The sequence below is a fragment of the Nocardiopsis changdeensis genome (assembly GCF_018316655.1).
Taxonomy (GTDB): domain Bacteria; phylum Actinomycetota; class Actinomycetes; order Streptosporangiales; family Streptosporangiaceae; genus Nocardiopsis; species Nocardiopsis changdeensis.
This window is the reverse complement of the sequence record NZ_CP074133.1, coordinates 1,958,040-1,972,465: the sequence shown is the minus strand read 5'-3', so window position 1 is coordinate 1,972,465 and position 14,426 is coordinate 1,958,040. Positions and strand designations below refer to the sequence as shown.

Sequence of the window (14,426 nt, the reverse complement as noted above, 5' to 3'; positions counted from 1 at the left end):
GGCGCGGAACCCTGGGGCTAGGTTGGGATCACACGCCCGTACCGGGCGTGTTCCCGACCCCTCCGGCCGCGCGGGTGGTAGGCACGAGGGGGCCGCGTCGACGAGGACCAGCAGGGGGAAGACATGAGCGAACAGGCGTTGCGGGTGGACGAGGCCGAACTCCGCGGCCTCCTGGACGGCCGGTGGGCCCACGTGCGCGAACGCGTCCGGGACGTCCTGCGGGGAGAGCTGTACGCCCCCGTGTACGGCCTGTCCGTGGAGGAGCACCGCGAGCGCACCCTGAAGCAGCTGCTCGCACTGGCCGAGACCGACCTGCCCGCGTACGGCTTCCCCGCCTCGGTGGGCGGCGCGGACGACATCGGCGCCTCCGTGGTGGCCTTCGAGATGCTCGTCGCCGACCTGTCCCTCATGGTCAAGATGGGCGTGCAGTGGGGCCTGTTCGGCGGGGCGATCCGCGCCCTGGGCACCGAGCGGCACCACACCGAGTACCTGCCGCGGGTCATGTCGGTGGAGCTGCCCGGCTGCTTCGCGATGACCGAGACCGGCCACGGCTCGGACGTGCAGAACCTGCGCACGACGGCCACCTACAACCCGGTCACCGAAGAGTTCGTGATCGACACCCCCGACGAGTCGGCGCGCAAGGACTACATCGGCAACGCCGCCCGGGACGGCCGCATGGCGGTCGTGTTCGCCCAGTTGCACGCCGACGGCGAGGAGCACGGGGTGCACGCCCTGCTCGTGCCGATCCGCGACGAGCACGGCGACCCGATGCCCGGGGTGCGGATCGAGGACTGCGGCCCCAAGGCCGGGCTCAACGGCGTGGACAACGGGCGGCTGTGGTTCGAGGGCGTGCGGGTGCCCCGCGCCAACCTGCTCAACCGGTACGGCACCGTGGCGCCCGACGGCACCTACTCCAGCCCCATCCAGAACCCCAACCGGCGGTTCTTCACCATGCTGGGCACGCTGATCCGCGGCCGCATCAGCGTGGCCGGGGGCGCGGGCGGCGCCGCCAAGGCCGCGCTGGCCATCGCGGTGCGCTACGCCGACACCCGGCGCCAGTTCACCCGGCCCGGCGTCGACGGCGCGCCCGAGCAGGAGGTGCGCATCCTCGACTACCTGGCGCACCAGCGCAAGCTGCTGCCCGCGCTGGCCCGGACCTACGCCCTGCACTTCGCGCAGGAGGAGCTGGTGACGCGGCTGCACGAGCTGTCGCGGGCACCGCGCCGCGACGAGCACGCCCAGCGTGAGCTGGAGTCGCGGGCGGCGGGGCTGAAGGCCGTCTCCACCTGGCACGCGACCGCCACCATCCAGACCTGCCGGGAGGCGTGCGGCGGTGCCGGGTACCTGTCGGAGAACCGCATCCCGCAGCTCAAGGCCGACTCCGACATCTTCACGACGTTCGAGGGCGACAACACGGTCCTGCTGCAGCAGCTCACCAAGGGCCTGCTGACCAACTTCCAGGACTCGTTCGGCGACCTGGACACGATGGGGCTGGCCCGGTTCATGGCGGGCAGGGTGTTCGAGACGGTGATCGAGCGGACCGCGGCGATCCCGCTGATCGACCGGCTCATCGCGGCCTCCCCCGGACGCGACGGCGCCGACCTGTACAACCGGGGCTGGCACCTGGAGCTGTTCGAGGACCGGGAGGAGCACATCATCGAGGGCCTGGCCGGGCGGCTGCGCCGCGCCGGGAAGGACGGCGGCGACGCGTTCGAGGTGTTCAACCGGGCCCAGGACCACGTGCTGGCCGCCGGGCGGGCGCACATGGACCGGGTGGTGCTGGAGGCGTTCGTGGCCGGGATCGACCGGTGCGGCGACAAGGCGACGGCCAAGCTGCTCAACCGCGTGTGCGACCTGTACGTGATGTCCGTGATCGAGGAGGACCGCGCCTGGTTCCTGGAGCACGAGCGGCTGTCGACGGCGCGGACCAAGGCGGTGACGCGGGCGGTGGACGACCTGTGCCGGGGGCTGCGGCCGTACGCGGTGCAGCTGGTCGACGCGTTCGGGCTGCGCGACGAGTGGCTGGCGGCGCCGATCGCGCTGGGCTCCGAGCACCGGCGGCAGGGCGACACGGCCCCGGCCCGCGGGTGACCGGGGGTGCGGCCCTGGGCGCGGGCCGCACCCGTCGGATAGAGTAGTCAAAGTTGATTAGCATTCCGTTGCCGAACGGGGAGGGTGTGGCATGTCGGCCATCCGGCTGCTGGTCCTGGGGGCGGTCCGCCTGCACGGCCGGGCGCACGGCTACCAGGTGCGCAACGACCTGGAGTTCTGGGGCGCCGACGAGTGGTCCAACGCCAAGCCGGGGTCGGTCTACCACGCCCTGAAGCAGCTGGCCAAGCAGGGCCTGCTGCGCGCGCACGACACCGCGCCCTCCACCGCGGGCGGCCCGCCCCGCACCGAGTACGAGATCACCCCGGAGGGCGTCGAGGAGTACTTCTCGCTGCTGCGGCGGGCGCTGTCCGCGCACGACGAGCGGCGGGACATGCTCTCGGCCGGCCTGGGGTTCATGGTGGACCTGCCCCGCCACGAGGTGGTCGAGCTGCTGAGCGTCCGCGAGGAGGGGCTGAAGGCCTGGCAGGACTCGGTCAGCAGCCACTACATCCCCGACGAGTACGCCGACACCATGGGCCATATCGGCGAGATCATGGGCATGTGGCTGGCCGTGGGCCGCGCGGAGGCGGAGTGGACGCGGCGGCTGATCGAGCGCATCGAGACGGGCGCGCACTCGTTCGCGGGCGAGGGCGGGAACCCCTTCGAGGGCGTGTTCGCCGAGGACAACCCCGAGCTCATGGCGGCCTGGCGGATCGGCGAGCCCCCGGCCTGACCCCGGCTCCCGGGGGGCGGTGCCCGGGAGGAGCCGGGGCACCCGGAGCGGCGTGCGCGGCACGGGAGAACGCCCGGGAGTCCGGTAAGCGAAACGCAGGACGCGGACGGGAACTCACGGGAACCCGGTAGGCGAAACGTGGGGCGCGGCCAGGGGCTCCCGGGGGCCCGGTATACGGAGCGCGGGGCGTGGGCGGGAACGCACGGGCGCCCGGGGGCGGACAGGTCGTCCTCCCCCGGGCGTCCAGGTACGGAGCGGGTGTCCGCGGGATCCGGTCGGACCCCGCGGATGCCCACGGCCGGGTCAGCGGGACAGGGACCGGAATCGGGCCGCGGCCATCGGGCAGGCGACCAGGAGCAGCAGCACCGGCCACAGCACCGCCAGGAACAGGGCGTTCTCCGCCGCCCAGGAGGTGCCCGCCGCGCCGGGGTTGCCGAACAGGTCGCGGACCGCGGTGGCCGTCGCCGACATCGGGTTCCACTCGGCGACCGCGCCCAGCCACCCCGGCATGGCCTCGGGGGAGGCGAAGGCGCTGGAGGTGAAGGCCACCGGCCACACCAGGATCTGCACCGCCATCACCAGTTCCGGCCGCCCCACGACCAGCCCCAGCCAGACGCCGCAGGCCAGCATCGCGGCGCGCAGCAGGAGCAGCAGGCCCACCGCGCCCAGTGCCGCGCCCAGGCTGCCGTGCCAGCGCCAGCCGAGGGCGAAGCCGGCGGCGAGCACGATGAGCAGGCCCGCGACGGACTCCAGGAGGTCGGCGACCCCGCGCCCGACCAGCACGGCGGTGGAGGCCATGGGCAGGGAGCGGAACCGGTCCAGCACCCCGCGCTCCAGGTCACGGGTGATGGCGGTCATCGTGCCCTCCAGGCCGAACGCCATGGTGAGCACCAGCAGGCCGGGGACCAGGAACTCGGTGTAGTCGCCGCCGCCGGCGACGGTCATGCTCCCGCCGAGGAAGAGCGCGAAGAGCACCAGCATCATCACCGGGAAGAGCAGCCCGATGACCGGGCCCCACGGGTTGCGGGCCCAGCGGGCGAACTCCCGGCGGGTCATCGTCCAGGAGTCGCCCGCCCAGCGGGCGAGGGCTCCGAGTTCCTCCTCGTGCGCCCGGGCGTCGTACAGGTCGGTCGTGCGTGTCATGTCCTTCTCCGATCGTCGTCAGCGGCCGGGGCCCGCCCCGGATGTCCGTCCCCGCCCCCGCCGGGCAGGGCGCCTCCCCCGTCCCGCAGGGAGTTGCCCCCGGCAGCCGGGGCGCCGTCCCAGCCGGTCAGGCCCCCGCTCCCAGGGGGCAGGGCACCATCGCCATTCCGCGGGGTGCCGGTCTCCCGGTGCAGGGCACCTCCCCCGCCCCGTGAGGCACCGCCCCCGCCGGCCGGGGCGCGGTTGCGGCCCCACCGGGCACCGCCCCTGCCGGGCAGGGGCCGGTCGCGGGTGGCCTCGCGCGGGTCCGGGCGGGTGCCGGAGCGCGCGGGGCGGAGCCGCGGGGCCGGGGTGCGCGGGTCGGTCACGTGGTGCCCGGGGCGGCGGGGACGCCCGCGGCGGGCGAGGCCGGGGCCCCGGCGGCGTCCGCGGGGGGCTCGGCGGGGGATCCGGTGAGGCGGAGGAAGACCTCGTCCAGGGTGGGGCGGCGGACGGCCAGGTCCTCCGCCTCGATCCCCTCCGCGTCCAGCGCCCGGACGGCGCGGGCCAATGCGCCCCGCCGGTCGGCGACCGGGAGGCTGATGCGGCGTGCGCGCTCACCCTCCCCGGACGACTGGTCAAACTTGACCAGTTGGTCAAGGTCGAACGCGCCGGAGCCGCCGAAGAGGCGTCCCAGCACGACGGCGGCCTCGGCCAGGCGGCCCGGGTCCGCGATGACCACGTCGAGCCGGTCGCCGCCGACCATCCCCTTGAGCCGGTCGGCGGTGCCCTCGGCGATCACCCGGCCGCCGTCGACCACGCTGATGAGATCGGCCAGCTGGTCCGCCTCCTCCAGGTACTGGGTGGTGAGCAGCACCGTGGTCCCCGCGCCCACCAGCGAGCGGACCGACTCCCACACCTCGGTGCGCCCGCGCGGGTCCAGGCCGGTGGTCGGCTCGTCCAGGAACAGCACCGCCGGGTCGACGATGAGCGAGGCCGCCAGGTCCAGGCGGCGGCGCATGCCCCCGCTGTACCCGGACACCGGGCGCTTGCCGGTGTCGGCCAGGCCGAACCGCTCCAGCAGTTCGCCGGCGCGGGTGGCGGCCCGGCGGTCGCCCAGGTGGTGCAGGCGGCCGAACAGTTCGAGGTTCTGCCGCCCGGACAGCTCCTCGTCCAGTGCCGCGTGCTGGCCGAGCAGCCCGATGCGGCGCCGGACGTCGCGCGGCCGGGTGGCGACGTCGACCCCGTCCACCTCCACCCGTCCCCGCTGCACCCGCAGCAGGGTGGCCAGGGTCCGGACCAGCGTGGTCTTGCCCGCGCCGTTGGGCCCCAGGATGGCGTGCACCGTCCCCCGCTCCACGGTCATGTCGAGACCGTCCAGCGCACGCGTGTCGCCGTAGGCCTTGTGCAGCCCTTCCACCAGAACGGCGGGCTCGCTGTTCTCCATGGACCCTCCCCATGACTGATCAAGTTTGACTACCCGGAGGAGGGTACTGCCCACCCCGCCCCCTAGTCAAACTTGATTACCTGATGTTCTTCAAACGTCCGGCCCACCGGCGGCGCGGCGCCGCTCAGTCGGACAGCCAGCGCCGGAGCTCGCCGGCGTTGCGGAGCTCCGCCTCGACACGGGCCCGCTCCGCCTCCGTGAGCCCGATCCCCCGCAACTGCCCGATCCACTCGGCACTCCGCTCCTTCTCGCCGAGCGGGACGGACAGCTCGATCAGCATCGCCAGCGCCATCGCCCGTTCCACGGGCGGAGCCCCGTCGCCGTGCCTGCGCAGCCCCGACTTGAGGAAGCGCCAGGCCATCCGGTCGTCGAGCTTGAAGTCGCGGATGATGCGGGCGCCGTCCAGGACGCGGGCCAGGCCCTCCAGATCCGGCGACCCCCCGTACTCCAGGTCCTCGGGCTCGTCTCGCTGGATGACCATGATCGAGTTGCCCGAGGGGTCCATCACCGTGAACCGGCTCGCTCCGGGCCGGTAGCGGGTGATCCGGGGCAGCCCCCGGGTCGGCACCCGCCCCTTGGCCGCACGCACGGACGCCACCAGCGCCGCGTGGTAGGCGGCCACGTCGTCGACCAGGACCAGGCAGCCGCCGCTCTCCTCCAGCGCGGGGTCGAGCCCCTTGGGCGCCCGCCCGTAGTGCAGGTGGATTCCGCTCCACTGGAACGCGAGGTAGAGGTAGGGCCGGTGCTGCCGGTAGGTCACCTCGAACCCGAGGGACTGGAAGAAGTCCAGCGTCTCCTCCGCCGAGACACACGGCAGCAGGGGGATCGTGGTCTCGTTCGGGCGCACCCCCGGCGGCGCATCCCGCACCGCCGGCCCGCCCTCCTCCACACTCCCGCCGATCCCGCCCCCGGCCTCCGCGACGCCTTCGCCCACGACCCCTCCTTCGCCACACCACTCCCCCTGGCACCACGAGACCCGAAAGCCCGGCCACCCCGGCCCCGCAGTCCGCAGCCGGGCCATCGACGCCCCGACACACAGGAGTGATCAAATTTGATCAGTGGTGCGAGCCTAGACCACACCACTCCCACTAATCAACTTTGATCAATCGCGGGAAATGCCGCCTCGGACTTCCACCCGTGCCTGTGACCCACCTAACATGAAGACAATTCACGTTAGGCAGGTGATCCGTGCGCACACCCCCGGCGCCCCCGCCCTCCGAACGCCCCGGCCCCGCCGACCCGCCCCCCGGCACCGGCACCGCCCCCGACACCGCGGCCACCTCCCCCGCCGGGGCCGCGACCACCTCCGAACCGGTCCCCGAGGCCCTCGCCGAGCCCGCCTCCCCCGTCGGCGCCCTGTGGGTGGCCGGGATCAGCCTGGCCAACCTCGGCATGTGGATGGCGTTCTTCGGCCCCCTCCAGGTCCTCCTCCCCGAGCAGGTCGGGGCGATCGCCCCGGAGGGCAAGGAGACCGCCCTGGCCTGGGTCACGGGAGTCGGCGCCCTCGTGGCCACGCTCGGCACCCCCCTGGCCGGGGCGCTGTCCGACCGCACCACCGGCCGCCTGGGCCGCCGCCGCCCGTGGGTGCTGCTGGGCGCCGTCCTGGGCGGGATCGGCCTGACCGTCCTGGGCCGCCAGGACAGCGTGGCGGGCGTCCTCGTCGGCTGGTCGCTGGTCCAGGCGGCCCTGTCCCTGCTCAACGCCACCCTGCTCGCCGCCGTCCCGGACCGCGTCCCGGTCCGCCAGCGCGGCGCGGTCTCCGGCTGGGTCGGCATCCCCCAGTCCGCGGGCGTGGTGGTCGCCGTGGTGCTGGTGACCGCGGTGGTCACCCGCGTCGCCCCGGGCTACACGCTCATCGGCGTGCTGCTCATCGCCTGCGCCCTGCCCTTCGCCCTGCTGTCCCCGGACCCCCCGCTGCCGCGCGGGGCCCGCCCGCCCTGGCGCGACCTGGGCCGCGGCTTCTGGGTGTCCCCGCGCCGCCACCCCGACTTCGCCTGGGCCTGGCTCACCCGGTTCCTCATGCAGACCGGCAACGCCATGTTCACCCTCTACCTGCTGTACTTCCTGCGCGACGGCATCGGCTACGAGGAGCTCTTCCCGGGCTCCTCGGCCACCGACGGCCTGCTCCTGCTGATCCTGGTCTACACGGCCGCTGTGGTGGCGACCACCGTGGTCGCGGGCGTGCTCTCCGACCGCTGGGGGCGCCGCCGCGGACCGGTGTGCGTGTCCGGCGCGGTGTGCGCGCTCCCGGCGTTCCTGGTGGCGCTGTTCCCGTCCTGGCCGATGACGATCGCGTGCGCGGTGGTGCTGGGCGTCGGGTTCGGCATCTACCTGTCGGTGGACAACGCCCTGGTCACCGAGGTCCTCCCGGCCGCCGAGGGCCGCGCCAAGGACCTGGGGATCGTGAACATCGCCAGCGCCGGCCCGCAGGTGATCGCCCCGGCGCTGGCCGGCCCGATCGTGGTGTACCTGGGCGGCTACCCGGTCCTGTACACGGTCTGCGGCCTGCTGACCCTGCTGGGCGCCGTCCTGGTGTGGCGCATCAAGGGGGTGGCCTGACCCGCGCCCCCGCCCGTACCCCGTACCCCTGTCCCCGCCCTCCCCGGCCGGTCTCCGCTTCCGGACCCGGCACCGGAGGGCACCCGTGCACGAAAGGCGGATCCGTTATGTCGTCACCGTTCCTGTGGGGTGTGGCCTCGGCCGCGTTCCAGGTGGAGGGGGCCCTGGCCGAGGACGGCCGCGGCCCGTCGGTCTGGGACACCTTCGCCGCCCGCCCGGGCGCCGTCCGCGACGGCCACAGCCCGGCCGTGGCCTGCGACCACTACCACCGCTGGCAGCAGGACGTGGACCTGCTCGACCGGCTGGGCGTGAACGCCTACCGCTTCTCGGTCGCCTGGCCGCGGGTGGTGCCGCAGGGCACCGGGCCGGTGAACAAGGCGGGCCTGGACTTCTACGACCGGCTGGTCGACGCCCTGCTGGAGCGGGGCATCACCCCGTTCCCGACCCTGTTCCACTGGGACCTGCCCCAGGCCCTGGAGGACGCGGGCGGCTGGTCGTCGCGGGACACCGCGTCGGCGTTCGCCGACTACGCGGCGGTGGTCGCCGACCGGATGGGCGACCGGGTCCCGCGGTGGATCACCCTGAACGAGCCGGTGGTCCACATGGCCTACGGGCACGCGTTCGGGACCCACGCCCCGGGTCACGCCCTGGAGGTCCCCGGAGTCCTGGCGGTGGCGCACCACCTGCTGCTCGCCCATGGCCTGGCCGCCGCGGAGCTGCGCTCGCGCGGCCTGGAGGCCCTGCTCACCAACAACCTGAGCCCGGTGCGCGGCCCCCAGGACCCGACCGGGGCCGACCTGGCGGCGGGGGCGGCCTACGACGCCCTGCACAACCGGCTGTTCACCGACCCGGTGCTGCTGGGCTCCTACCCGGACCTGTCGGCGTTCGGCGCGGCGGAGGTGCCGGGGGTGCGCGAGGGGGACCTCGGGGTCATCGCGGGCAGCGCGGACGGCATCGGCGTCAACTACTACAACCCGAGCCTGGTCCTGGCGCCGGAGGAGGGGGCGGGGCTGCCGTTCGCGCTGGGCGAGATCACCGGGGTGCCCACGACGGCGTTCGGGTGGCCGGTGGTCCCCGAGGGGCTGACCGACACGCTGGTGGGGCTGTCGGAGAGGTACGGGGAGGCGCTGCCGCCGCTGTACGTCACCGAGAACGGCTGCTCCTGCGAGGACACCGTGGTCGACGGCCGGGTCGCCGACCCCGGGCGCATCGCCTACCTGGAGTCGCACATCGCCGCCGTGGACGCGGCCCGCGCGCGGGGAGCGGACGTGCGCGGCTACTTCGTGTGGACGCTCACCGACAACTTCGAGTGGGCGGAGGGCTACCACCAGCGGTTCGGCCTGGTGCACGTGGACCACGAGACCCAGGTCCGCACGCCCAAGGACTCCTTCGCCCGCTACCGCGACATCATCGCCGCCCGCACCGGGGCGCCCGACTCCCCCGCCTGATCGCCCCGGGGCGCGGCCGACCCACCGGCCGCGCCCCGGCCCGCACCGGAGGCGCATACGTGTCGGCGGCCCCAGGGCCGCCCACCGCCCTCTCGGCTCCGCCGGAAAGGACCCACGCGCACCACCAGGGTGCACCGGAGCCACATCCGTGCCAACGGTCCCAGGGCCACGTGACACCGTCGCCCCGGCTGCCGTGCACCGCCCCGGATTCCACCGAAGAGGCCCTGCGCGCACCGGAGCCATTTCCGTGTCGGCGGCACCGCCGCCCCCGGCGGCCGTGCGCCAAGCCGGGCTCCGCCGGAGAGGGTCCCGGAGCGCACCGGAGACGCATCCGCATCAGCGGCACCGCGACCATCGGCGGCCGTGCGCGGCGCCGCACGGCGCCGACCGGGGGCTTACTCGGCGACGGGGTCCAGGGGGCCGCTGTCGAACCGCTCGGGGGCGTGCTCGCCGCGCTTGCGGGCGGGCTCCCACCACCACCAGTGCGAATCGGGCACCCAGTCGGGCACCTCCTCGCCCGCGGAGGACACCGCGGTCTCGGCCACCGCCTCCAGCGCGTCGTCGATGCGCACCACCGCCTCCAGGTCCTCCTGGCGCAGGAACTCGCGCCAGGGCACGAACTCCTCGGCGAGGATCTGGAGCATGGACCGGCGCCAGCAGGCGGGCCGGTAGCCCTCGTAGCGGCCGTTCTCGGCGGCGGTCTGGCTGCGCACCACGTACAGGCCGAGCCGGTCGGGGTTGTTCCCGCTGACCAGCAGCTCGGCGAGGGTGGACGTGAACTCGCGGCCGGCGGGCGACCGGCGCGCGGCGCGGTCGGTCGCCCGGTAGAGGTCGAACAGCGCGGCGAAGGCCTCGTCCATGAGCGCGTCCCGGTCCCTGCGGCGCGCGGCGCTCTCCGCGAAGGCGTCCAGTGCTCTCCTGGCCAGGGCGGGGATGTCCCTGCCCGCGTCCGCACTCACCTGTCCACCGCCTTTTCCTGTTGTGAGGCTGTTCTCTCGGGGGAGGCGCCACCGGGGGTGTCGGCACGTTCGGTGACGGCCGGGCTTCCGATGATAAACACCGCGTTCGCGGTGCCGCCATCGCGGGAGGCCCGGACGCGCGGCCTCATCCGGCCAGGACCGTGTCGAGCATTCCGGCCCACTGGCGCACGATGCGCCTGCGACGTGCGGTGTCGTCGGTGAGCAGGTTGGCCAGCCCCAGGCCGCGGGCCAGGTCGAGGGTGGCCTGGACGGCCTCGCGCACCCCGGGCCGCGACTCGTCCGCCCCCAGCAGCTCCACCGCGGCCCGGTGCAGCTCGCGCCCCACCTGCTCCTCCATCGGGACGACGCTCTCGCGCAGGGCGGGGTCGCTGGCGGCGGCCGCCCACAGCTGTAGCGCGGCCCGGAAGTCGTCCCCGGTGAACGCGTCCACGGCCACCTCCACCACGGCCTCGGTCCGCCCGGGCCCCTCGGGGACCTCGGCGATGCGGCGGCGCAGCTCGGCGCCCCGGGTGTCGAGCATGTGCCGCATGGCCGCGAGGAACAGGTCCTCGCGGGTCGGGAAGTGGTGCTGTGCCGCCCCCCGGGACACCCCGGCCGCCTCGGCGACCGCCCCGACGGTGGCCCCGGCCACCCCGTGCCCGGCCAGGCGGTCCACGGCCGCCTCCAGCAGCCGGGCGCGGGTGGCCCGGCTGCGCTCCTGTCTGGGTTCGCGCTCCGCTGCGGTCCCCAACCGTCGCCCCCTCGCTCACCACCGTGCGGACGCCCGGCCCCGGGCGCCCGCACCCGAATCAGTACGACTTGGGCAGCCCCAGGGACTGCTGCGCCACGTAGTTGAGGACCATCTCCCGGCTGACCGGGGCGATCCGCGCCAGGCGGGCGCTGGCGATCGCCGACCCCAGCCCGTACTCGCTGGCCAGGCCGTTGCCGCCGAGGGTCTGCACGGCCTGGTCGATGGCCCGCACGCACGCCTCCGCCGCGGCGTACTTGGCCATGTTGGCCGCCTCGCCCGCCCCCGCGTCGTCGCCGGAATCGTAACGGAACGCGGCGTGCTGGGTCATCAGCCGGGCCTGTTCCAGCTCGATCTTCACCTGGGCGAGGGGGTGGGCCAGGCCCTGGTGGGCGCCGATGGGGGTGTTCCGCCACACGGTGCGCTCCTTGGCGTAGGCCACGGCCTTGTCGAGGGCGTGCCGGGCGCTGCCGGCGGCCAGGGAGGCGGCCATGATGCGTTCGGGGTTGAGTCCGGCGAACAGCTGCAGGAGCCCGGCGTCGGGGTCGCCGACCAGGGCGTCGGCGGGCAGCCGGACGTCGTCGAGGAACAGCTGGTACTGGTGGTCGGGGCTGACCAGGTCCATCTCGATGCGGTGCTTCTCGAACCCGGGGGTGTCGGTGGGCACCACGAACAGGGCGGCGGAGAGCCTGCCGGTGTCCTCGTCCTGGATGCGGCCCACCACGAGGACCGCGTCGGCGACGTCCACCCCGGAGATGAAGGTCTTGCGCCCGTTGAGGACCCATTGGTCGCCCTCGCGGCGGGCGGTGGTGGTGATCCGGTGGGAGTTGGACCCGGCGTCGGGTTCGGTGATGGCGAAGGCCATGATGGTCTCGCCGGTGGCGATCCCGGGCAGCCAGCGCTCGCGCTGGCCGGGGGTGCCGAAGCGGGACAGGACGGTGCCGCAGATGGCCGGGGACACGACCATCATGAGGGTCGGGCACCCGGCGGCGCTGAGCTCCTCCAGGACGGCGGCCAGGTCGCCGATACCGCCGCCCCCGCCGCCGTACTCCTCGGGGAGGTTGACGCCGAGGTAGCCGAGCTTGCCCGCCTCCCTCCACAGCTCGGTGAGGTAGGCGTCCTCCTTGGCCTTGGCCCGGTAGTACGCGGACCCGTAGCCGCCGGCGAACGCGGAGACCACGGCTCGCAGTTCGACGCGCTCGGGGGGTTCGTTGAAGGTCATGGCTCCGGTCATCGGCTGTGCTGCCCTTCGTAGTCGAGTACGGCCAGGGGGGTTCCGGCGGCGACCCGCTCCCCCGGGGCGACCGGGATCTCCCGGACGGCTCCGGCGGCGGGCGCGGTGATGCGGTGCTCCATCTTCATGGCCTCCATCCGCAGCAGGGTCTGTCCCGCGCGGACCTTCTCCCCCGCCGCGACGTCGACGGAGGTGACGGTGCCCGGCATGGGCGCGGGCAGCGCCCCGGGGTTGACGGCGGCCTCGGGGACGGGCAGGGGGTCGACGCGGGTGAGGGCGACCGACCCGTGCGGGGTGTCGACGTGGATCCGGTCGCCGGAGCCGTGGACGTCGAAGGCGCGCACCAGCCCGTCCACCTCCAGGACGGCCCGGCCGGCGGTGGCCGCGGCGGGGGCGGCCCGGTCGGCGGTGACCGACCGGACGCGCACGCCGGGCCGTTCGGGGACGGGGGCGCCGCGGACGGTGCGGTGGGCCGCGGTGACCTCGCGCCCGTCGTCGGTGGTGTAGCGGCGCAGGTGCGCCCCGGAGGGCAGGTTGCGCCAGTACGCGGGGATCCCGGCGGGCAGGGGCCCGCTCCCGCGGGACGCCTCGGCGCCGACCAGGGCCGCGGCGAGGGCGGCGAGCTCCTCGGTGTCGGGGGCGGCCAGCGGGGTGGCCAGCGCGGTGAGGCGGTCCCCGGTGAGGAAGCCGGTGTGCAGTTCCCAGGGGTGTTCGGCGGCCCGGGCGAACACCGGGTGGCGCAGGACGCGCACGAGCAGGTCGCGGTTGGTGCCCACGCCGTGGACGCGGGCGCCGGCCAGGGCCGCGGCCAGGCGGCGCAGGGCGTCGCGGCGGTCGCGGCCGTGGGCGACGACCTTGGCGAGCATGGGGTCGAAGTCCGTGCCGACGGCGTCCCCGGCCTCCACCCCGGAGTCCAGGCGCACGCCGGGGCCCGCGGGCCGGTCGAAGCGCGCGGTGGCGGCGGGGACCTCGAACGCGGTGAGCACGCCGGTGCGCGGCCGCCACCCCTGCCGCGGGTCCTCGGCGTAGAGGCGGACCTCGACGGCGTGGCCGGCGGGCGGGGGCGGGCCGCCGTCGGGCAGCGGCTCGCCCTCCGCGATCCGGATCTGCCATTCGACCAGGTCCAGCCCGGTGACGCATTCGGTGACGGGGTGCTCGACCTGGAGCCGGGTGTTCATCTCCAGGAACACGGGCGTGCCGAACGCGCCGCCGCCCCCTTCGCCGGGCGGACGGACCGGGACGAGGAACTCGGCGGTCCCCGCGCCGACGTAGCCGATGGCGCGGGCCAGGCCGCGGGCGGCCTCGTGCAGTCCGCGGCGCACGTCCTCGGGCAGCCCCGGGGCGGGGGCCTCCTCGACCACCTTCTGGTGGCGGCGCTGCACCGAGCAGTCGCGTTCGCCGACGGCCCACACGGTGCCGTGGGCGTCCGCGAGGATCTGCACCTCGATGTGGCGCCCGCGCTCCACGTACGGCTCGCAGAACACCTCCGGGTCGCCGAACGCGGCGGCGGCCTCGGCGCGGGCGGCCCGCGCCTCGGCGGGCAGGTCGGCGAGGTCGCGGACCACGCGCATGCCCCGGCCCCCGCCGCCGGCGGAGGCCTTGACCAGGACGGGCAGGTCCTCGGCGCGCACGTCGGCGGGGTCCAGGGAGGCGGCGACGGGGACCCCCGCCGCGCGGGCGGTCTCCTTGGCGCGGGTCTTGGAGCCCATGCCCTCGATGGCGTCGGCGCCGGGCCCCACCCAGGTGAGCCCGGCGGCGGTGACGGCGCGGGCCAGGGCGGGGTTCTCGGACAGGAACCCGTAGCCGGGGTGGACGGCGTCGGCCCCGGCGGTGCGGGCCGCGGCCACGATCGCGCCGGGGTCGAGGTAGGCGTCCACGGGCCCGCCCCCGGCGGGGACCGGGAGGGGGACGGCGGTGTCGGCCTCGGCGACGTGGGCGGCGGCCTCCTCCCCGGGGGCGTGCACGGCGACGATGCCGATGCCCAGGGTGCGGCAGGTGCGCATGACGCGGCGCGCGATCTCGCCGCGGTTGGCGACCAGCAGGGTCGTGACGGGGCGGGGGTGCTCGGTCGGAGTGGTGGTCACG

General features: G+C 75.0%; 11 protein-coding genes. 4 read left to right on the top strand and 7 right to left on the bottom strand.

Annotated elements, in window-relative coordinates; translation table 11 throughout:
* The first annotated feature begins 123 nt into the window (after positions 1-123).
* Complete coding sequence (locus KGD84_RS09105; protein ID WP_220559819.1) at positions 124-2,091, top strand: acyl-CoA dehydrogenase family protein; 1,968 nt, start codon at positions 124-126, stop codon at positions 2,089-2,091.
* A gap of 91 nt (positions 2,092-2,182) precedes the next feature.
* Positions 2,183-2,824 (top strand): PadR family transcriptional regulator, encoded by a 642-nt coding sequence (locus tag KGD84_RS09100; RefSeq protein WP_220559818.1) that lies wholly within the window; start codon positions 2,183-2,185, stop codon positions 2,822-2,824.
* A gap of 303 nt (positions 2,825-3,127) precedes the next feature.
* Here KGD84_RS09100 and KGD84_RS09095 read toward each other — a convergent pair whose 3' ends face one another.
* The 3 genes from KGD84_RS09095 to KGD84_RS09085 all read right to left on the bottom strand — a co-directional run bounded on the left by KGD84_RS09095 (position 3,128) and on the right by KGD84_RS09085 (position 6,327).
* Positions 3,128-3,967, bottom strand: coding sequence for an ABC transporter permease (locus tag KGD84_RS09095; RefSeq protein ID WP_220559816.1), 840 nt, complete (start codon positions 3,965-3,967; stop codon positions 3,128-3,130).
* 364 nt (positions 3,968-4,331) lie between these two features.
* Positions 4,332-5,393 (bottom strand): ATP-binding cassette domain-containing protein, encoded by a 1,062-nt coding sequence (locus KGD84_RS09090; RefSeq protein WP_220559815.1) that lies wholly within the window; start codon positions 5,391-5,393, stop codon positions 4,332-4,334.
* A gap of 124 nt (positions 5,394-5,517) precedes the next feature.
* Positions 5,518-6,327, bottom strand: a complete 810-nt coding sequence (locus KGD84_RS09085; RefSeq protein WP_370634444.1) for a glyoxalase — start codon at positions 6,325-6,327, stop codon at positions 5,518-5,520.
* A 254-nt stretch (positions 6,328-6,581) separates the two neighbouring features.
* Here KGD84_RS09085 and KGD84_RS09080 point away from each other — a divergent pair, with 254 nt between their 5' ends.
* Complete coding sequence (locus tag KGD84_RS09080; RefSeq protein ID WP_220559814.1) at positions 6,582-7,952, top strand: MFS transporter; 1,371 nt, start codon at positions 6,582-6,584, stop codon at positions 7,950-7,952.
* A 107-nt stretch (positions 7,953-8,059) separates the two neighbouring features.
* Positions 8,060-9,400, top strand: a complete 1,341-nt coding sequence (locus tag KGD84_RS09075) for a GH1 family beta-glucosidase (protein ID WP_220559813.1) — start codon at positions 8,060-8,062, stop codon at positions 9,398-9,400.
* Between the two features lie 395 nt (positions 9,401-9,795).
* Here KGD84_RS09075 and KGD84_RS09070 read toward each other — a convergent pair whose 3' ends face one another.
* The 4 genes from KGD84_RS09070 to KGD84_RS09055 form a co-directional block, all read right to left on the bottom strand.
* On the bottom strand, positions 9,796-10,359 hold the full coding sequence (locus KGD84_RS09070; protein WP_220559812.1) for a hypothetical protein: 564 nt from the start codon (positions 10,357-10,359) through the stop codon (positions 9,796-9,798).
* 145 nt (positions 10,360-10,504) lie between these two features.
* Positions 10,505-11,110, bottom strand: a complete 606-nt coding sequence (locus KGD84_RS09065) for a TetR/AcrR family transcriptional regulator (protein WP_220559811.1) — start codon at positions 11,108-11,110, stop codon at positions 10,505-10,507.
* A 58-nt stretch (positions 11,111-11,168) separates the two neighbouring features.
* Positions 11,169-12,341, bottom strand: coding sequence for an acyl-CoA dehydrogenase family protein (locus KGD84_RS09060; protein WP_220559810.1), 1,173 nt, complete (start codon positions 12,339-12,341; stop codon positions 11,169-11,171).
* The gene (locus KGD84_RS09055; RefSeq protein WP_370634443.1) at positions 12,338-14,425 is read right to left on the bottom strand and encodes an ATP-binding protein; all 2,088 of its coding nucleotides are present in this window, start codon (positions 14,423-14,425) and stop codon (positions 12,338-12,340) included. Before KGD84_RS09055 ends, KGD84_RS09060 begins: the two co-directional genes overlap by 4 nt.
* Position 14,426 lies beyond the last annotated feature (1 nt).